The following is a 22,243-nucleotide window of genomic DNA, read 5'->3' on the forward strand; positions in this document are numbered from 1 at the left end:
CCTGATCAACCCGAAACTCAGGATTTCTTGCGTGGTACTTGCGCGTCGCGTTTCAGGTATATGTGGGCGTTTTGAAAAGCCGAGTCTGAAGTACCTCTTTTTTGCAATGTAATCGAAAGAAAATTATTTCAATAACTTACTAAAGATTCCCGTCGATCTGCCGACATTCGTAATACAAAAGCCGGACCTGAATCCACTGGTTCCGAAAAATCAACGCAGAACGAGAACCCGTGTGTATGAGCGGGGCGGGGTTGTTGTATGGAAAGCCGGCATCAGTTTCGGCTCCCCAGTTGCGGGAGCTGGCGCGCCATTTACCGCGCCATTCAATTTTCTACCTGTCTGATAGCGTTCTTTCCGCTTGTTGGCAGAGCGGCTGGCATCGTCGTCGATGGCGGGACGGCGACCACCGTTTCAACTGCTTCAAATGGCCGTCAAACCGTCAATATCGCGCCGGCCTTCGCCGGCGTGTCGAATAACACCTATGGCAGTTTCAATGTAAGCGCAGCCGGCGCCGCGCTGAATAACATCGGCATTAATGCCCGGACGATTGTCAATCAGGTTACCAGTACGAATCCCAGCGTGATCAGCGGGCCGATCGAAGTGCTCGGCTCGCGTGCTAACGTCGTGTTGGCCAATCCCAACGGTATTACGGTGAACGGCGGATCGTTCGTCAACACCGGCCGCCTGGCGCTAACCACCGGCAAGGTCAGCTTCAAGGACTCGACGCCGGTCGCGGGCCTCCCGGAACGCGACGTCGTGCTCGACACCACCACTGGGACGATCATCCTCGATCATCAAGGGCTCGCGACCGCGCTTGTCGGGCGCTATCTGATCGCGAAGAACGGTTCTGCCGCAGGCGGAGATTGCCAGATATCCAGCGCAGGGTTGTAGGTCAGGACCTGCTCCCAGTTTGACCTTCAGAACAGCTGCGTCGATTCCGGCGCCATAACAAGATCGACGTAATGCAAAAGAACAAATCCGGCCGGATCGTACGATCGCCAAAAGCGACGCGCAAATTCGTGGGCACAGGTTACGCGCGTTGGCGAATGTTGGATCGGCTCGTGTCGGTATGTGCCGCGTTGTTGGCAGCCTCGCACGTGTATGTCGCGCACGCGCAAGTAGCCGATCCGCTCGGCGAACAGGAGCAGCGTCGCCGCGCACAGGAGCAGGCGATCGAGCGCGAGCGTGCGATCAACGCGCCAAACGTTGCGCTTCAACCCGTCGAGCGTCCGGCCGAAGACGACGGCAAGGTTCCCGTCGAAACACTGTGCTTCAAGGTCGACGAACTGACGCTGGAAGTGCCGCCCGGTTTGAGCGATTCCGTGGAGTCGGCCGGTGCACGCGCGTTGTCGCCTAATCCTTTGTTCCCGGGCGAATTGAAGTTCGCCATCGACTACCTGCAGCGCTATCAAGGCCAGTGTGTCGGAAGGGAAGGACTCAACCTGATCGTGCATCGCGTAATGGCTCGCATCATCGAGAAGGGCTATTCGACAACGCGCGTTGTCATCGCGCCGCAGGATCTGTCGACCGGCAAGCTGAAGCTCCAACTGATCCCTGGCGTCATCAGTGCGATTCGCTTCGCTGATCCGTCGACTTACGGCACGTGGCGCAATGCGTTTCCGACGAGGGCGGGCGATCTGCTGAATCTGCGTAATCTCGAACAAGGCCTCGAGCAGATGAAGCGCGTGCCGAACCAGGACGTTGACATGCAGATCGTGCCGGGACCGTCGACCGGTGAAAGCGACGTCGTGATCTCGGTCAAGCGCACGAAGCCGTGGTCGCTGTCCGTGAGCGCCGACGACAGCGGGCTCAAGTCGACCGGCCAGCTTCAAGGCAGCGCGAGCCTGACGCTCGACAACCCGTTCGGCCTGTCCGACCTCTTCAACCTCAGCTACAACCACGACATCAACGGCCATACGAGCCAGTACGGCACGCACGGCAGCAGCGCGTACTACGCGATTCCCTGGGGTAACTGGACGTTCACCTCCACGGCCAGCCAGTACGACTACCACCAGCAGATCGCGGGCGCGTTCACGACGCTGGTATCGAGCGGCAAGTCCAGCACCTTCGACGTGAAGGCGGAGTACCAGTTCTATCGCAATCAGGTGCAGAAGAACATGGTCGAATTCCGCGTCGGCAAGCGCTTCAGCGAAGCGTTCATCGACGGCAGTGAAATCGACGTTCAACACCGCGACAACAGCTACGCGGAAGTCGGCTGGGAACACAAGCATTACTTCGGCGCCGCGCAACTCGACAGCACGCTCGCTTATCGGTGGGGCGTGCCGTGGTTCGGCGCACAACAGGATCTGTCGGGCGCAGCCACGGGCGCGCCGACCTACTACTACCACATGGAAACGCTCGACGCGACGTTGAGCGTGCCATTCGCCATCGCGGGTTTTCCACTGCGCTATACGGCAACGGTGCGTGCGCAGAACACGCCCAACGTGCTGTATCCCACCGAATACTTTTCGATCGGCAGTCGCTATACGGTGCGCGGTTTCGACGGCAACACGATGCTGGCTGCCGAGAAGGGCGTGTTCATGCGCAACGACCTGGAGATTCCTTTCTCGCGTTTCGGCCAGGCACTGTATTTCGGCATCGACGGCGGCGAGGTCTTCGGGCCCGAAGCGAACAACCTGCTTGGCCGCCGCCTGGCGGGGGCCGTGATCGGCCTGCGCGGCAGTGCATTCAAGCACGTCAGCTACGACGTTTTCATCGGCGGTCCGTTGTACCAGCCGGCCCGTTTCCCGAACCACTGGCGGGTGGCGGGCTTCAGCGTGAGTTTCCAGCTATGAAAAAGAATATCTATCGCGTTATTTTCAATGCGGCTCGTGGCCTCTGGACGGCTGTGCAGGAAACAGCAACGGGTACTGGAAAGGGGCGCTCGTCCGGCACGCCTTGTAGCACGCATCGTCGCGCGCCTTCGATGCGCGCACGTGTGGGCTTCGTCGACATGCTGTCGATGCGGCACGTCGCGTTCGCGGCATTGTGCGCGCTCGGCATGCAGCCGCAGTGGGCCGACGCGCAGGTGGTCGCGGCGCCCGCGTCCGGCAGCAGGCCGGCCGTCGGCGTGACGGCTAATGGGTTGCCGATCGTTCAGATTGCCACGCCGAATGCGGCCGGCGTGTCGAACAACGCCTATACGACTTACAACGTCGGCCAGTCAGGTCTGATCCTGAACAATTCGGCAACTAACGTACAGACCCAGCTCGGCGGGTACGTGACGGGTAACGCGAATCTTGGCGCCGGCAGTGCGCGCGTTATCGTGAACCAGGTCGTGGGTGGCAATGCGAGCCAGTTGCTGGGCTACACCGAAGTTGCAGGCCAGAAGGCTGAGGTGGTGATCGCCAACCCGGCCGGTATCTACTGTAACGGTTGCGGGTTCATCAACACGAGCCGCGGCGTTCTAACCACAGGCACGCCGGTCTTCGGCGGCACGGGTAGCCTCGATGCGTTTCATGTGACGGGCGGCCAGATCCAGATCGGCACGGCGGGACTCAACGGCAGCAACGTCGACCAGGTCGACCTGATCGCGCGTAGCGTCGCTATCAACGGCAAGGTGTGGGCGGGGCAGTCGCTCAATGTCGTGGCGGGCAACAACGACGTGCGCCATAGCGACCTCAGCGCGCAATGGCTCGGCCCGGACGGCAACAGTCCAGGCGTGGCGATCGACGTCGCGCAGCTCGGTGGCATGTACGCGGGCAAGATCATGCTGGTCGGCACTGAGACAGGCGTCGGCGTCAACAGCGCCGGCACGATTGCCGCGCAGGCCGGTGACCTGCAGGTTAGCAGCCAGGGCAAGGTAACTTTGTCAGGCTCGACGAGTGCGAACGGCAACGTCGCGATCTCCGCAGCGGGCGACGTGGCAAACGGCGGCTCCGTCTACGCGACGCAAAATACAACACTGAACAGCCAGGGGCAGGTGACCAGCAGCGGCACGATCGCTGCGCTCGGCAACACGGCCGTCACGGGCGCGAGCGTCAATTCAACCGGCTCACTCGGTGCGGGAGTCGACGCGAACGGCAACGTCGCGGGAACAGGCAGCCTCGCGTTGACGGGCTCGGGTGCAGTGACTGCCACCGGGCAGCAGATGGCGGGCGGCAATCTCGCGCTGTCGGGTAGCAGTTTGAACATGGCAGGTGGGCAAACGCTGGCGAAGGGCAATGCGTCCCTGACGGCGACCGGCGCCGGTGGCGACACGGGCAACATCGTCCATACGGGTGCGTCGCTGCAGGCGGGCGGCACTTTGACGGCCAATGCCGCGGGGACCGTCACGAACGATCAGGGGCAGGTGAGTGCCGCGCAGTTGAGTGTGACGGCAGGTGGCATTTCAAATCGCGGCGGTACGCTTTCGCAAACGGGCGCGGGCGACACGACGCTGGCCGCATCGGGCGCGTTCAACAATACCGGCGGCACGGTCACGACGAACGCGCAAAACACCACGATCCGTTCGGGCAGCCTCACCAACGCGAACGGGACAATCAGTCAGGCGGGCACGGGGGCGCTGAGTGTCCAGACCGGAGCGCTCGACAACGGTCACGGCAGTATTGGCACCAACGGCGTAGCGACGATTGCGGCAACCAGCCTTCAGAACGGTTCTGGCTCGATCACGTCGGCTCAGGCGCTCAACGTGGCGTTGAGCGGCAACATCGACAATACGGCGGGCCGGCTCGAAGCGGCCGGCGCGGTGAACGTGTCGGGTGCGAACGTGCAGAACACGGCCGGGCGCATCGTGTCGGAAAACGCCGATGGCCTCACGCTCACGGCGAGCGGCCAGATCACGAACGCGGCGGGCACGACGGCGCAGGGCGCGACGGGCGGTGTAATTGGCAGCAACGGCAATGCGACGATCAGCGCGGCAACGCTCACCAGCAGCGGCACGGTCACGGCCGCGCAGAACCTGCAGGTGACGACTTCTGGAACCCTCGACGACAGAGGGGGATCGATGAGCGCCGCGACGCTCAAAGCGAATGCAGCGTCGCTCAGGAACGCGAATGGGACGATCAGCGCCAGTACTGTGTCGGTCACCGCGCCGCAGTTCGACAACAGCGGCGGGAAGATTACCGCGAACCAGATCAATGTAAGCGCCACGAATCTGACGAACCACAACGGCGCGCTCACCCAGCTCGGCTCGGGGGCAATGGGCGTGAATGTCAGCGGCACGCTCGACAATTCGGGCAGCGGCCTGATCCAGACCAACAGCACGGACCTGACGCTTGCCCCGTCGACGCTAAACAACAACGGTGGCGCGATCACCCATGCAGGCACCGGCACGCTGACGATCGACTCGGGCAGCGGCACGGGGTCGCTGACGAACTTCGGCGGCAAGATCGTGACGAACGGTCTGGCGAACCTGTCGACCGGCAGCATGGACGACACGGGCGGCACGATCTCCGCACAGACCGGGTTGAATGCGACCGTTGCCGGTGCATTGAACAATACGAACGGACAGCTTGAATCGAACGGGGATCTGAGCGTCACGAGCGGCTCGGCCATCACGAACGCCAACGGGACGATCGCCGCAGCGGGTAACGGGTCCGTGCAGGCGGCTTCGCTGACGAACAGCGGCAGCGTGACAGCGGGCCAGAATCTCAACGCCACCGTCACCGGCACGCTGGACAACAGCGGCGGGACGCTGAGCGCACAGACGGTTACGGCTAGTGCCGCGTCGCTCAGGAACGCGAACGGAACGATCAGCGCCGATACCGTTTCGGTAACCGTCCCGCAGCTCGACAACAGCGGCGGCAAGATCACGACGAACCACCTCGCGCTTGTCACCACAAACCTGACGAACGAGCATGGGTCGATCACCCAGCTCGGAACGGGCGCAATGAGCGTCGGCGTGAGCGGTACGCTCGACAACTCGAACGGCGGCGTGATCCAGACAAAAAGTACCGACCTGACGCTTGCCCCTGCGACATTGAACAACAACGGCGGAACCATTACGCATGCCGGGACCGGGACGCTGTCGGTCGATGCCGCGAATGGTACGGGCGCCGTCACCAACATCGGCGGCTCGATTGTCAGCAACGGGCAGGTCGCGTTGAATGCGGGCAGCGTGGACGACACGGGCGGGAGCATCGGGGGACAGTCCGGGCTGAGCGCGACGGTTGCCGGAGCCCTGAACAACACCCGGGGACAACTCCAATCGAACGGTAACCTGAGCGTCACGAGCGGCTCAGCCATCACGAACACCAGCGGCACGATCGCCGCGTCAGGCAATAGCCTGGTGCAGGCCGCGTCGCTGACGAACGGCGGCAGCATCACGGCCGGACAGAATCTCAACACCACCGTTAGTGGCACGCTCGACAACGGCAGCGGGACGTTGAGCGCGCAGACGATCACAGCGAACGCCGCGTCATTCAGGAACACGAACGGCGTCGTGAGCGGCGATGCGGTGTCGATGGCGGTTCCGCAGCTCGACAACAGCAATGGCCGGATCATCGCGAACCAGCTCGGTGTCACCGCGACGAACCTGACGAACGAAGGTGGATCGATCACGCAGCTCGGGACCGCGACGATGGGCCTCGGCGTGAGCGGCACGCTCGACAACTCGAACGGCGGCGTGATCCAGACCAATAGCACCGACCTGACGCTCGCCCCCGCGACATTGAACAACAACGGCGGGACCATTACGCACGCCGGCACCGGCACGCTGTCGGTCGATGCAGCCAATGGCACGGGCGCCGTCACCAACGTCAACGGCTCGATTATCAGCAACGGACAGGTCGCGTTGAATGCGGGCAGCGTAGACGACACGGGCGGAAGCATCGGGGGGCAGTCCGGGCTGAATGCGACCGTTGCCGGTGCCCTGAGCAACACCAGGGGACAGCTCAAATCGAACGGGAACCTGAGCGTCACAAGCGGCTCAGCCATCACGAACACGAGCGGCACGATCGCCGCGTCGGGCAATAACACGGTGCAGGCCGCGTCGCTCACGAATGGCGGCAACATCACGGCTGGGCAGAATCTCAACACCACCGTCAGCGGCGCGCTGGACAATAGCGGTGGAACGTTGAGCGCGCAGACGGTCACAGCGAATGCTGCGTCATTCAGAAACGCGAACGGCGTCGTGAGCGGCAACGCGGTGTCGATGTCGATTTCGCAGCTCGACAACAGCAATGGCCGGATCACCACGAACCAGCTTGGCGTCACCGCGACCAGCCTGACGAACGAAGGCGGATCGATCACGCAGCTCGGGACTGGTGCAATGGGGTTCGGCGTGAGCGGCACGCTCGACAACTCGAACGGCGGCGTGATCCAGACCAATAGCACGGACCTGATGCTTGCTTCCGCGTCCGTGAACAACAACAGCGGCACGATCACGCACGCCGGCACCGGCACGCTAACGGTCGACCCAGGCAATGGCACCGGGTCGCTGACGAACGTCGGCGGCAAGATTGTGACCAATGGACAGGCATCGGTGTCCGTCGGCAATCTCGACAACACCGGGGGCAAGCTGGCTTCGCAGGGCGTCATGACCGCGACCGTTCAGGGCACACTGAACAACACGAATGGACGGCTGTCGTCGGGCACAGGGCTGACCGCTACCAGCGGCGGTGAGCTGCTCAATACCGGAGGCGTGATCGGCGCAGGCGGCGCGGTGACCGGCAGTACGTTGAGCCTCGCCGCATCGTCGATCGACAACTCGGGCGGGGCCATCACCAACCTCGGGAATGGTGCGACGACGATCAACGGCGGCAGCCAGATCGCCAACAGCAATGCGGGCGGCGCCTCCGGCATGGGCTCGATCAGTGGCAACGGCAACGTGACGCTGAACGCGACGTCGGTCTCCAACACGCAGGGCGGGCAACTGAGCGGTGCGAACCTGCAGATTAACGCGGGCAATCTGGACAACACCGGCGGAACAATCGGCAATGTCGCGAACACGACGGGCGACGTCGGGATCGGGACTGGCACCCTGACCGGCACGAGCGGCCAGATCATCGCATCCCGGAATCTGTTGGTCACCGCGAATACGCTGGTAGGCGGCGGCACGTACAGTGCGGTCAACGATCTATCGTTGAACCTGCAAGGGAACTTCACCACCTCGCCGAACTACGGCTTCAATGCGGGCCACAATCTGAGCTTCACGTTGCCCGGCACGTTCAGCAACGGCGGTGCCCTGTCGGCCGTGAACGGGCTCAACATCAATGCGGGCGACATCGAGAACTCGGGGATGCTCGCGGCCGGCGGCCTGCTTGCCACGCACTCGAACACGCTGACCAATACGGGCACGATAGTGGGCAGCAGCGTGTCGCTGAATGCCACGCAAAGCCTGTCGAATCTGGGCACCACCGCACTGATCGGTGCGACGGACAGTGCCGGTACGCTCGAGCTGCTTGCGCCGGACATCGAGAACCGCGACGACACGACCGCGACCGACACGCAAGCGATGACCGCGATCTACGGTCTCGGCAAGGTGGTCCTGGCAGGCGGCAAGGATGGGAGCGGTAATTACACCAACGCGAATCTGATCCGGAACCAGTCCGCGCTGATCCAGTCGGGCGGCGACATGGAGATCGATGCGAACCAGGTGACGAACACCCGCCGCGTGATGACCACGGGCGGCTTCACGTCGTCGGTCGCCCCGGCCCTGCTGCAAAGCCTCGGCATCAGCCTGTCCGGGTGTGCCGCCACGTACATGGCCGCATGTGGGCCGGGCAATCCGCAGGTCCTGGGTTCCACGGGCGCCCCGACGATGATCGGTGGCGTGCCTACCGATCCGCCGCACGGCGGTCAGTGGAACAGCACTTACCAGTACACGACCTACACGGGCGTCGCAGTCGCCAATACGGTCACGTCCGTTAGCCCGGAATCGCAGATCATCGCCGGCGGCAACCTGAACGCGGCGTCGGTCGGGACGCTCCAGAACTACTGGAGCCAGGTGGCCGCGACGGGCAACATCGCGTCGCCCGCCACGCTCGACCAGAACAGCTGGCAAGGCCAGACCGCGCCCCAGGTGCAGGTGACGTACTCGGGGCAATATCACTACGACAACTACGACAACAGCGAATACAACTGGCAGCTCCCGTTTGGCAATGCTTCGTTCGTCACCTCCCGTCCGGGCGGCTACACGCAGGCGGCGCCGGCCGACATCCGCACCTACGCGCTGCCGGCGTACGAATCCTCGTTCACGGCGGGCGGTACGCTCAGCGGTACGGGCGTGACGATCAACAACACGGCGGGCAACGCGGGCGTGACGCCGCTCGGGCTCCTGCCGGGGCAGACGGTGTCGGGTACCGGCGCCGGGTCGGTGAGCGGGACGATCAGTTCGCGCGGCGTGGGGGCGATTGGTGCAGGCGCGGTGAGCGGGACGATCGGCACGCAGGGCGTGGTGGCGATTGGCGCGGGTGTGGTGAGCGGATTGGTCAGTGTGGGGAGCGGTGTGCATCCGGGCGCGGTGGCAGTCCAGGGCGGTCGTCTTCTTAACAGCGGCCTCGCGAACTTCAACAATCCGACCATTGCGGCTGCGACGGCGGTCAAGGTGCTCAACAACGTCACGGTGCCGCAAGGCGGGCTCTTCCACATGGATACCGCGCCGAATGCGCCGTACCTGGTCGAGACGAACCCGGCCTTCACGAGCCAGCAGCAGTGGCTGTCGAGCGACTACTACTTCCAGCAGATGGGCATGAACCCCGGCCAGATCCAGATGAGGCTGGGCGATGGGTTTTACGAGCAGAAGCTCGTGCAGGACCAGATCCTGTCGATGACCGGGAAGTCGGTGCTGACGAACTATGCGAACACGCAGGACGAATTCAAAACCCTGATGACGTCGGGTGCTGCGCTCGCGAAGTCGCTCGATCTGGCGCCTGGTACCGGCCTGTCGCCCGAGCAGGTGTCGCAACTGACGAGCAACGTCGTGATCATGCAGACGCAGATCGTCGATGGGCAGTCGGTGCTCGTGCCGGTGGTCTATCTGGCACAGGCGAGCCAGGAGAACATGGGTAACGGTCCGGTTATCGCGGCGACGAACATCGATCTGCAGAACGCGCAAACGGTCACCAACAGCGGCACGATCAAGGCGGCGAACAGCTTCGCGATCAGTGGGCAGAGCATCGACAGCTCGTTCGGCACGCTGCAAAGCGGTGGGCAGATGTCGCTGGTGACGGCGGGGGATGTGAATCTCACTTCGGCGACGCTCAATGCGGGAAGCTTGGGGCTGCAGGCGGGCGGAAGCTTGGTTCTGGATACGGCAGTGAAGACGCTTAGTCAGGTCAGCGACACGGGGGCGACGCGTGTTACTGCGACGTTGGGGCCGGTCGCGAAGGTCGATGTGACTGGCGATGCGACGATCATTACAGGCGGCGACTTCCAGCAGAATGCGGGTGCGTTGTCGGTCGGCGGGAATCTGGGAATGCAGATCGGCGGCAACTGGACGCTCGGCGCGCAACAGACCGGCGAGCACAAGGTCGTCGAGCGCGCGAACGGTGTGTCGGATACGGACATCAATCAAGCGGTTGGCAGTTCGGTGAAGGTCGGCGGGCAGTCGAATGTCGCCGTCGGCGGCGACTTGACGGCGAGCGGCGCGCAGATCGACCTCGGGCAGGGCGGCACGATCGTGGCGAAGGGCAACGTATTGCTCGGCACGGCAAGCGCGACGTCGACGGTGAACAGCAACAGTTCGGGTGATGGTTTTGGCCGCAGCTATACTGAGACGCTGCATACGTTGGATCAGGCGCTGACCGGGACGTCGATCGAAGGCGGAGGCACGGTGAATATCGTGTCGGGCAAGGACATCACGATCAGCGGCAGCACGATAAGTCTCGACAAGGGGAACGCGAATCTGCTGGCCACGGGCAACGTGAATGTCGTCGCCGCGAGCGAAACGCATGAGCTGAATTCGCACGAAACGCACAGCCACAGCGAAGTCGTGAGCGGCTCGAAAGTCGCGAGCAGCATCGATCAGACGATGACGCTGAGTCAGGGCAGCACGATTTCAGCTGATGGCGTGAACATCGTCAGCGGAAAGGACGTCAACGTCACTGGCAGCAACATCGTCGGCACGAACGACGTTACGCTCAAAGCGGTGCACGACGTCAACATCGCGACCTCGCAGGATACCCAGGCAACTCAGACCGACTACAGGAAGAGCGAGTATGGCTTCCTGTCGGGAATGACTGTCCTGAACCAGCTTGATGGCGGTCTGCAGGGCTACAGCTTCGGCGCGCGAAAGACGACGGACGCGCAGCAGACCACCCAGGTGACGAACAACGGCAGCATGATCGGGTCGCTGAACGGTAATCTCACGGTGACTGCCGGTAACGATCTGCACGTGACGGACAGCACACTGCACGCTGCGAACGACGTGGGGCTTGCGGGCAGGACGGTGACGATCGACGCGGCGCAGAACACCTTGACGCAGAGCGAGCAGCAATCGTTCAGCCAGACAGCGATCACCGGCGGCATCAGCAATCCGGTACTTGCGGCAGTGCAGACCGCGAACCAGATGCGGCAGGATGCGAAACAGAGCAAGGGCGACGCGCGGCTCGAGGCGCTCGCTGCGGCCACCACCGGGCTGGCGGCGAAGAATGCGATGGATGCGGTTGCCAGCGACCCGACGGCTGTTGGCGGCGTCGGCATCAACGTCTCACTGGGCACAAGTCACAGCAACAGCAATTCGACCGCATCATCGAGTACGTCTGCTGGCAGCACAGTCTCCGCAGGGCACAACCTGACTATCGCTGCCGCCGGTGCGGGAGCAGACAGCAACATCAACGTTGTCGGCAGCAACATATCTGCCGGCAACAACGCCACGCTGAACGCCGAGGGCAACATCAACCTTCAGGCGGCACAGAATTCCGACAGCCAGACGAGTACGAACAGCGGATCGAGCGCGAGTATTGGCGTGACGTTTGGTGTTGGATCACAGAACGGCATTTCGTTCCAGCTGGGTGTGTCGGGCACCAAGGGTAATGGCAACGGCAGTGACACCACGTGGACCAATACGCATGTCGATGCCGGCAATACGCTCACGCTGCAATCGGGCGGCGATACAAACCTCAAAGGGGCGGTGGCGGACGGTCAGCAGGTCATTGCGAACGTCGGCGGCAATCTCAACATCGAGAGCTTGCAGGACGTTAGCCATTACGACTCGAAGCAGACCAGTGGAGGCGTGTCGATTAGCGTATGCGTGCCGCCGATCTGCTACGGCGCTTCCAGCGCGTCGGCGAACTTCAGCCAGCAGAAGATGCATAGCGACTACGCGAGCGTGGGCGAACAGTCGGGCATCAAGGCGGGTGACGGCGGCTTCCAGATCAACGTGCAGGGCAATACGGACCTCAAGGGTGCGGTGATCGCCAGCAGCGACAAAGCGGTGCAGGACGGTGTGAACAGCCTGACGACCGCGACGCTCACGCATAGTGACATCCAGAACCGGGCTGAGTACAGCGGCCAGCAGGTCGGGATCAGCGGCGGCTACGGCGGCACGATCGGCAAGGACCAGCAGGGTAACGCGGACAACAGGAATCCCGTTAAGGGTACCGAACTGCCGAGCTATAACGGCTTTTCGGCGACACCGCCGGTGGCGATGAACGCCTCCGGCGACGCCAGTTCGACGACGAAGAGCGCGATCAGCGGTGGGGCCATCACGATCACCGATGGTGCGAAACAGCAGCAACTGACCGGGCAGACGGCTGCGGAAGCGGTGGCGGGTATCAGCCGCGATACGACGTCCACGGCCAATACGATCGCGCCGATCTTCGACAAGGACAAGATCCAGGCTGGCTTCGACATCACGAGCCAGTTCATCAATCAGGTTGGCACGTTCGTCAACAACCGTGCGAAGGAGGCGGACGCGGCGAAGGCGGCGGCCAAAGACCCGAACCTGACGCCCGACCAGCGTGCGCAGGCCCAGCAGCAGGCGGATCAACTGACCGCCGAATGGGGACCGGGCGGCAGCTACCGTCAGGTGCTCACGGCATTGACGGCGGCGGCCGGCGGCAACGTGACGGGCAGTGGCGCGCAGTTCGTGCAGGCGGGTCTGGTGAACTATCTCCAGCAGCAAGGCGCGGGACTGATCGGCAAGCTCGTGGCGGACGGCACGATTACCGAGGGTAGCCCGCTGCATGCGGCGCTGCACGCGATCATCGGATGCGCAGGGGCTGCGGCGAGTAACCAGAGTTGCGGTGCGGGAGCGATGGGCGCCGCAACCGCCAGCCTGCTGACTAACCTGTTCACTATCACTGACCCGAACGAAACCGAACAGCAGAAGCAGGCGAAGGAAAATCTCGTCGACACGCTAGTCGCCGGTATTGCCACCGCGACCGGGTCATCGAGCGCCTCGACGACAGTGAACGCGGCGCAGGCAGAGGTGGAAAACAACTGGCTGGCCACTCAGCAGATCGTACAGGCTCACAAGGACTGGAACGCCTGTAACGGAAATGCACTTTGCCAGCTAAAGACGGCCGGCAAATGGGCAGGCGTCAGCTTCCGCCAGGACGCGCTGACCACGACGGGCGTCGCAAAGGGACTCGCGGAAGCGGGACTGACCGACCTGCACGGACTGGCGCAGTTCCTCTCGGACCCTGTGACGGGCCTCAATGGTCTGGCGGCGCTCGTTTCTGATCCCCAGGTCCGCGCGGCGCTCGGCACGCAGGTTGTTGCATCGCTGCAGACGCAGATCAGCCAGATGCAGAACGCGCTGACGGTGGGCGGTGACACGAATGCAGAACTGCTGGGCAAGGATCTCGGCAACCTGATTTATCAGGTTGCTAGCGTCGGGACCGTAGTATATGGCGGAGCGAAGGCTGGGATTGTCCTCGCCAACGCGGGCATCGACGTCGGAGTCCAGACATTGGCGAAGATGGCCGGGAAATCCGGCGAGTTCGGTCAGTTGACGAATCTCGCCAGCCTTTTCGGTGCCAATGGTGCGCCGCTGATGGACTTCGCCGCGCTTACTAACGCCCAGAAGGGGATGATCGGCGAATTGCTCGGTGGCGCCACAATCGATAACATCGTGCCAGGCGCCGAAAAGATCGGCCGCACGCAGGCGATCGGGCAGAACGGTATTGACGACCTGTACAAGGTCAGCAAGCCCGGCGTTGATTACGTCGTGGTCGAATACAAGTTCGGTACGTCCAAATTGGGTTCAACAGCCGACGGTCTGCAGATGAGCGACGATTGGATCACGGGCGCTAATACTGGTCTGAATCGCATATTGAATGCGGTTGGCGATGATCGCGCTGCGGCAAGTAGCATACGATCTGCGCTTGACTCTGGTCGGGTCGAAAAATGGCTCGTACATACGGACCCTTACGGCAACGTGACAGTCGGTGTTCTTGACAGCAGCGGGAAAATCGTAGTGCAGCCGAGCTCCAAAGTGATAGGTTCGATCAAATGACAAGAGACGTAATTGCACCAAAAACGTATTGGGACAAGTGGATCACTTTCTCGGAAGATGAAATCGCGAGAATGATCGTACGATGCAAAGAGCCCCCAGGCGATCCGCGCTATCGGCCGCAGTACGTTTTTGAAATTGTCCGGGAATACTGGCAACTCATGTTCGAGCGGTATTCGCGTGGTGATCAAGTGGGCGAACTGGTGCAGTACTTTCCTAAGCTTCTAGATGCGTGGGAAGAGTCAGAACGGCTTGGTGTGGGCGTGTTCACACCCGAGCAGCAGGTCTCGCGCCATAGTTGGATCACGAACCTCGACAATTACATCGTGTGCTTCTGGTTGACGGGCTTTGCGCTTGCCCTGGATATCCCCGATGACCAGTGGCGGCGTCTCGTTGTGCTGATGGGCAATGAGGGCGAAGATGCGCTGCTCGACCGGGTGATTGCCAGTCGTGATCACGATCGCCGGATCGGAACCGAATTGCGTCATCCGAAACCGTACCGGCGGCTGCTTGATGCAGTCAATGCATCGCCGGCAGACCAGCCGCGCCTGCTGCGACTGTTCGTTGAAAACTGGTACGTGGAACTCGACCGACCGCCTAAAAAGGGAGGCGTGACAGCCATATACGATCGCCCTTACTGGTACGGGTTTGCCGAAAACATTGAGGGCGGTGCGTACTTTGGATTCTGGTGTGTCGAGGCCGTGGCGGCAGCCAAGGCGTTCAACCTCGATGACAGTCTTTGTCTGGGACGATCTCATTATCCAGGTGACCTGCTTCGCCCTGATGGTCCGACCACGCATGCAAGCGCGGTCTCTGCTGAGCCGGCTGAAACCGGACAATCCCGCCCGGTTCAGCAAAGCCTGTTGAAGCGCCTTTTTGGCAAAAAGTGAGCCGCTCTTTCTGAGCGACTATTTCGTGATCCATACAGTATCCGGCGAGGAAGACTGGCGGCGTCCGCGTCGTTTTTGGCTGCGCTTCCTGAATCACTGAGGCCGTTCATTTCAATAGCCAACGTAAAACGTGATTAAATTCGTAATATCGGCAGTCCTCATTTGCATTTCGATGACGGGTTGTGTTCATCAAATCCCTCCGCAGAGCGTGGCCTACGACCTAGCTACGGATGCCCGGATTCGCGTCTATTTCGGGGTTTCTACGCACTTCTATTTCAACACGGCATGCGAACCGCAGCGTGGCGCGCTCGGCTACGGTGGCGGTGGTGGCATGGCCGTGGCCAAACCGCGCATGTTGCACCTTGCCAATACGACGATCGGCATGCCGGTGCCCGAAGACGCCTACCGGTATTACGACGAGTATGTCGTCAAGGCGAACCAGCCGCTGACAATCACGCTCGACACGGGGGGCTGGTCGCAGGTCAACGGGTTCGTGATTACGGAAACCCGCCAGCATGTCGCCGGTACATTTGTGCCGCGACCCGGCGCGGACTACGAAGCATTCCCGCGCGGCGAGAAAGGGAGTCTGCGGTTGACCGTTCGGCAGTTGCGCGTTGAGGACGAACGCGTCCAGACAGAGCCGGTGACGGCCGACCCGGCGCCGCGTTGCCAGTGACAGGATTTCCCGATCAGCGAACCTGAGCGCCGGCACATGCAGACCAGGCAGGACAGACGCTTTCGCCTGCGGCGCCCGCAGCGCTTTGACAGAAAAACAGACCATCACACCGCTTCGTGAAAACCAATAACAAACAATCCATCTGCGTAGTTGGCGTGATGCTCGCCGGTTACTTTCTGACGCTGGCCGACGCATCGGCGCAAACCGCTCCAACGCCATCCACGTGCACAGGCACCGCAACCAACAAAGAACGTGACGCAAACAGACCCAATGTTAAAAAAACACTGGCCACACTGACCATCGCAACCACTCTCGCGTCAATGCTCGCATTGACCGGCTGCGCCCATCGGCGTGCTCCGGCGGACCAGGCCGCAGTGCGGCAACAAGAGACACGTGCCCGGCAACCCGAAGCGGAAAACGCCGCCGACCCGAATGCAGCGAAGCTGACATTCACCTCCAGCGGAATGCCGATGGGCGTCATGTACTGGAAGAGCACGTCGACGCAGGCGTGCAGCGGCTTCGAGCCTGTCGGCCACGTTTTCCACAGCGGCAGGGAGGTCCTGCTGCCGGGGATTGCGAACTTGACGGAGAAGCTTAACAAGGCGCTGCTTCGTAACGAAACCTCGCGGGAGCAATATGTACAGCCCGGTGTACCCGTCCAGGTGAAAGGTCTTTTCGGGGCTGAAGTGCCGGATCGCCATTCCGATTCATGCGGACCGCTTGTCGCATCGTTCACGCCTGAACAGGGGCGAAAATATCGCGTTAACTTTGCTTTCCAAGGTACGAGCAGTTGCTCGCAAAGCGTGATGGATATTACGGACCCGGATCATCCTTCTCCCGTGGGGCGCCCTGTTGCATGCCCGAAGGGGCGCGACTATCTCGCGCTCGAAAATGCGAAGAAGAATTTTCTGGAAGCCGATCATGAACGGCAACTCGAGGATGCGCGGCAACAGGAGGCGACGGCAACATCCGACGCGGATAAGGCGTCGGCGATGAAAAAGGAGGCCGCCGCGCTGGATTCCCTTGGTCGATCGAAGGAAGCGCTCGAGGTTATCGATCACGCGATGGTCCTGGCGAAGGCAGAGAACAACCGGGATCTGATCGCGACGAAGGCAGGCATTCTGTTCGCGCTGAACGATCCGCAGTCCGCATTGACGCTACTCGCGCCCGAGATCGACAACACACGAAAACGGGCTGCGAGCCAACCTGCCGCGCTGCGGGCCGTGGCATTGGGCACTTTCACAGAGGGGTTCGTCACGGCCACATTCGCGCACATGCAAATGGAGCAATGGCGAGACGCCATCGATACGCTCGCCGATGCACAGTCTCCGCTTGAAGGCCCCAGCTTCCTTGCGTACCGGGCGGTGCTCTACCGGTACATCATGGCAAGGGCTCAAAATCCGTCGCTGGCCAATGCTACGCTCGAACACGATGCGACGTATTACGCCGAGCATGACAGCGGTCACTACGGCGCCTTGCTGCGCATGTGGCGAGGGGATGGGACGACGCTGGAAATGACCGCGATTCTTGCCCGCATGTCCGGTGTCGACCGGCAAGAGGCGCGAGGTGAGGTGCTCTTTTATCAGGGCGCGTACCTGAAGTTCGTCAAAGGAAGTGCGGTGGGAGCCAAGTCTGACCTTACCGAGCTCAACCAGCTTGCTCCCTACGGAAGTATCGAATGGATCTACGGTCAACGCGTGTTGCAGTGAGCGGGCGGTGTCTGACCTGCATCAGGTTCCGTTGATGCGGGTACCCCGTTTCGGGTTGACGGCACGGTGGCATACCGGCAGGGCATCGGCTGGCTGCCTACAAATCCGTGCCCTGACTGACGGTCGTGCGCAACATGGCACGGTTTGGATCATAAGGTTTCGAATACTCCTGTCAGGCCCGTTCGCCTTTGCTGGGTCGCATTTAGCAAGAATTGTCCGGTATTAATCCTGGAAGATGGTGGTGAAAGTTATCCAGGGTAATTCGGGGCAGCGCTGTATATATTGGCCGTTATTTTGATGCTTTATGCATATCTGAATTGTGCAGACGTCGGCTATTGCCGGTTTAACTGCATTCGTTTTCCCAGATACTGATCAACCGGAGCCAGTTTATTTGAGTCGTACTTGCGCGTCGCGTTTCAGGTATATGTGGGCGTTTTGAAAAGCTGAGTCTGAAGTACCTCTTTTTTGCAATGTAATCGAAAGAAAATTATTTCAATAACTTACTAAAGATTCCCGTCGATCTGCCGACATTCGTAATACAAAAGCCGGACCTGAATCCTCTGGTTCCGAAAAATCAACGCAGAACGAGAACCCGTGTGTACGAGCGGGGCGGGGTTGTTGTATGGAAAGCCGGCATCAGTTTCGGCTCCCCAGTTGCGGGAGCTGGCGCGCCATTTACCGCGCCATTCAATTTTCTACCTGTCTGATAGCGTTCGTTCCGCTTGTTGGCAGAGCGGCTGGCATCGTCGTCGACGGTGGGACGGCGACCACCGTTTCAACTGCTTCAAATGGCCGTCAAACCGTCAATATCGCGCCGGCCTTCGCAGGTGTTTCGAATAATACGTATAGCAGTTTCAGCGTCGACGCGGCCGGCGCTGCACTGAATAACATCGGCATTAATGCCCGGACGATTGTCAATCAGGTTACCAGTACGAATCCCAGCGTGATCAGCGGGCCGATCGAAGTGCTCGGCTCGCGTGCTAACGTCGTGTTGGCCAATCCCAACGGTATTACGGTGAACGGCGGATCATTCGTCAACACCGGCCGCCTGGCGCTAACCACCGGGCACGTCAGCTTCAAGGACACGGTGCCGGTAGCTGGCATTCCGGAGCGGGACATCGTGCTCGACACCAGCACCGGGACGATCGTCGTCGGTCCGCAAGGATTAGCGAGCGCGCTGATCGGGCTCGATCTGATCGCGAAAAATGTGCAGATCAACGGGCCGCTCACCAACGGCTTCACGTCGCGGACCGCCTACGTGCGTGCCGTGGCCGGCAACAGCAATGTCACGCTGAACACGGCGGTTTCGCCGAACGACAACAGCAACGACTGGCTCACACTGAGGCCGTCCGCGAGCGCTGCCACCACCAGCTCATTCGCGATCGACATCACCGCCGCCGGCAGTCTCACGAGCGGGCGCGTGCAACTGATCGTCACCGACAAAGGTCCCGGCGTGCGCAGCGCCGGGCCGATGAACGCGACGCTCGGCGATTTCACGCTGTCATCGAACGGTTCGGTGCAGTTCTCGAATACGTCGCTGACAGCGCAGAACAATCTCGACCTGCAAGTGCAGGACAGCATCGCCTTGTCCGATACGAAGCTCAAAGCGAGCAACGGCTCGGCGACGTTGAGCGCGACCGGCGCGGTCAGCCTGACGGGCAGCAGCCTGCTCGCCAACACCGGCATCGATGTGAGCGGCGCGGGCATTGCGCTGACACAGGACGCCACGGCGCAGTCGGTGATCGCTTCGACCACCAGCGGCGTGGTGCTGACCAGCACCGGCGACATCACCAACTTCGGCTCGCTGATTCAGGGCCAGCAGAAGAACACCCTCGATGCCGCCTCGCTCGGCGCGCTCACGCTGAATGCCGCGGGCAACGTGCTGAACCAGTCGACACCGGGCAGCCAGCTTGCCGTTCTGTTCGGCGTGGCTGGCGACATCTCGGTGACCGCCGGCGGCTCGGTGACCAACCAGAACGCCCGCATGCTGTCGAACCAGGGGCTCACGATCATCGCCGGCGGCGACGTCAGCAACATCGTCGATCACTCGAGCGGGACGAACGGCGGCGCACCGGTCGGCTATTCGGACCGCGGCCGGCGGCTGATCTTTATCGAGCATCGTGAGGACGGCTTCAACGTCGACTATGGCGCAATCGCCGATCCGTCGAAACTGTCCTACATCACCGCCGACGCCGGCAATGTAACCATCTCCGGCCGGAACGTGAGTAACGTCGGCGGCTCGATCCTCGCGAACAGCGGCTCGATTGCGATCACCGCGCGCGACCAGTTGCTCATCCAAGGCGTATTCACCGGGCAGGCCTCGTATCGGCAGACGTGTTTCTTCTTCTGCAGTTCGACTTCGTCGAGCACCGTGCAAGCCTTCGGCGGTGTGATCGAAGCGGCGCAGAACATCACGCTGAAAGCGGGCTCGCAGATCACCAACACCGGCGGCACGGTGCTCGCGCTCAACGCACTGACACTTGATGCGCCGAAGACGCTAGCTCAAGCCGTGCTCGGCTACAGCGCGATCAATCGCACGCACGATTTGAAGGCGTGGTTCGGCAACGCGTGGTCGGCGATTTTCGCGGCCGACACCGGCGGCCTGTTCAGCGGCGGCACCGGCCAGGTCGAGTTGACCGGCGAGGCGGACATCGAAGGCGGCTCGTTTAACGCGCCCGCCGGTATCAGGGCCGCGGGCGGCGTGAACACGTTGCGCGCACCGTATCGCGCGCCGGTCACGATTGGCAATCACAACCACCTCGGGCTCGTGTCATGGTTCGGGCTATGAGGCGGGCTATGAAGCGGCCTATGAAACGCCCTACGCCGCGGCTCGCGCGCTGCACGCTGGCGATACTCGCCGGCGCGGCGGCGGTGCGTGGCTTCGCGCAAACGCCGCCGGGTTTGCCGAACGCCGCCGCATTGGGCGGCGCGCTCTTCGGTACACCTTTCCGCGCCGAACAGGATCCGGCTCAACGGCTGTTGCAGGAACAACGCGACCGCCAGCGGCGCGAGGAAATCCAGCAACCGCCCGCGCAGATCGACGTGCCGCAACCGACGGTGGTCAATCTGCCCGAAGGCGCGGATGTCGAAACGCTGCCCGACGTCGAGCCGCTGTTCAAGATCGACCACATCGAGTTTATCGGCGACAGCGTGCTCGGCTCGCCCGAGCTCGAAAGGATTGCCGCGCCGTTCATCGGTAAACAGCTCGGCCGCAATCGCATCAACCTGCTGCTGCGCCGCGTGACCGAAGCGTTCATCGCGCGCGGCTACATCACGACGCGCGCATATCTCGGCGCGCAGAATCTCGCATCCGGCACGCTGAAGATCAACATTGTCGACGGCAGGGTGTCGGCCTTCACGCTGAACGGTCATCCGCTGCGTCCGCGCGATCCGAACGAGCCGTGGTACACGACACACGGCGGCGGCCTGCTGACCGACGCGGGCTTCGCCTGGGCCTTCGGCGACAGCCGCGGCGACGTGTTGCGCCTGCCCGATCTCGAACAGGGCGTCGACCAGATCAACCGGCTGCGCCGCAACCAGGCCGAGATCCAGATCATGCCCGGTGAGACGCCGGGCGATTCGGTGGTGGCCATCACGAACCACTACGGCGACCGCGTTTTCTACGACCTCGGGATCGACAACTACGGCAGCTCGCAAACCGGCACGCTGCGTTATCGCGCCGGCGTGGAAGCGGACAATCTGATCGGTTTGCAGGAGTCGCTGTCGTTCAACTTCGTCGGCACCCAGGACAGCAACGCGGTGGTGTTTTCCGCCGCTGCGCCATACGGCTATCAAACCTTCAGCTATACGACGTCGCTGTCCGAATACCAGCAGACCATCGGCGACGTCGCTTTGCTTCAGGGCCGTACGTTCAGCCAGATTCTCGGCTGGAACGACGTGTTGGCCCGCTCGCGCGCCGGACGCACCAGCGTCGACGTCACGCTCACCAAAATGCGCACGGAGCGCACCCTGAACGGCATCGAATTGTCGCCGCAGGACCTCACGGTATTGCGCGTCGGCCTGAATGGCTTGCGCAGGTTTGTCGCGCACGATCAGGCTGCGGCCGCGACGTGGGACGTCGGCGTGTCGCAAGGCTTGCCGTGGCTCTCCGCGAGCCACGATGGCCCGGATATCGGCGTAGCCGACGCGCACGGCCAGTTCACCAGGCTCGATGCCAGCGCCACGCTGCAGATCGCGCTCGGCGCGCTCGCGGGCACGCAATGGACCTATCGCGGCACCTTGCGCGGCCAGTACAGCCGCGTTGCGATGTTCGGCAACGAGCAGATCTTCCTCGGCGGCATGGATTCCGTGCGCGGCTTTACCGAAGGCGGCATTGCCGGCGACAGCGGCGTCTATCTGCGCAACGAGGCCGCATGGCAGAACGTGCCGGTCTGGCACGACGCGCATCTCGAACCGTACGTGTTTCTCGACGGCGGCAAATCGCATCTGGTCGCACAGGGCGGCTGGCCGACGCTGATGGGTACCGGCATCGGAGCACGCGCGCAATGGCGCTACAAAACGCAAACCGTCACCAGCGAGGTGCTGCTCGGGCAGGCCTTGCTTCAACCCGCCGCACTGGGAAAAAAAGCCACCGTGCTGCTCGCCACACTCAACTGGTCACTCTGAAGAG

General features: G+C 62.1%; 7 protein-coding genes and 1 pseudogene. All 8 read left to right on the plus strand.

The annotated features are described in order from the left end of the window. Nucleotides 1–258 precede the first annotated feature (258 nt). Nucleotides 259–843, plus strand: a pseudogene (locus AC3WOG_RS04780) (two-partner secretion domain-containing protein); the annotation flags it as partial. A gap of 203 nt (nucleotides 844–1,046) precedes the next feature. Beyond that, nucleotides 1,047–2,795, plus strand: a complete 1,749-nt coding sequence (locus AC3WOG_RS04785; protein WP_492576916.1) for a ShlB/FhaC/HecB family hemolysin secretion/activation protein — start codon at nucleotides 1,047–1,049, stop codon at nucleotides 2,793–2,795. Further along, nucleotides 2,792–14,341: a hemagglutinin repeat-containing protein gene (locus AC3WOG_RS04790; RefSeq protein WP_492576917.1), complete on the plus strand. Its 11,550-nt coding sequence runs from the start codon at nucleotides 2,792–2,794 to the stop codon at nucleotides 14,339–14,341. The genes AC3WOG_RS04785 and AC3WOG_RS04790 overlap by 4 nt, the downstream gene beginning before the upstream one ends. Continuing rightward, on the plus strand, nucleotides 14,338–15,228 hold the full coding sequence (locus AC3WOG_RS04795; protein WP_492576918.1) for a PoNe immunity protein domain-containing protein: 891 nt from the start codon (nucleotides 14,338–14,340) through the stop codon (nucleotides 15,226–15,228). The genes AC3WOG_RS04790 and AC3WOG_RS04795 overlap by 4 nt, the downstream gene beginning before the upstream one ends. A gap of 208 nt (nucleotides 15,229–15,436) precedes the next feature. Then, a complete protein-coding gene (locus AC3WOG_RS04800) occupies nucleotides 15,437–15,904 on the plus strand; it encodes a hypothetical protein (protein ID WP_492576919.1) in 468 nt (155 codons plus the stop codon). A 116-nt stretch (nucleotides 15,905–16,020) separates the two neighbouring features. After that, complete coding sequence (locus AC3WOG_RS04805; protein WP_492576920.1) at nucleotides 16,021–17,613, plus strand: hypothetical protein; 1,593 nt, start codon at nucleotides 16,021–16,023, stop codon at nucleotides 17,611–17,613. A 622-nt stretch (nucleotides 17,614–18,235) separates the two neighbouring features. Then, on the plus strand, nucleotides 18,236–20,401 hold the full coding sequence (locus AC3WOG_RS04810; protein ID WP_492576921.1) for a two-partner secretion domain-containing protein: 2,166 nt from the start codon (nucleotides 18,236–18,238) through the stop codon (nucleotides 20,399–20,401). 20 nt (nucleotides 20,402–20,421) lie between these two features. Beyond that, a complete protein-coding gene (locus AC3WOG_RS04815; protein ID WP_492576922.1) occupies nucleotides 20,422–22,239 on the plus strand; it encodes a ShlB/FhaC/HecB family hemolysin secretion/activation protein in 1,818 nt (605 codons plus the stop codon). Nucleotides 22,240–22,243: the final 4 nt, after the last annotated feature.

This window comes from Paraburkholderia sp. FW306-02-B, assembly GCF_058782725.1.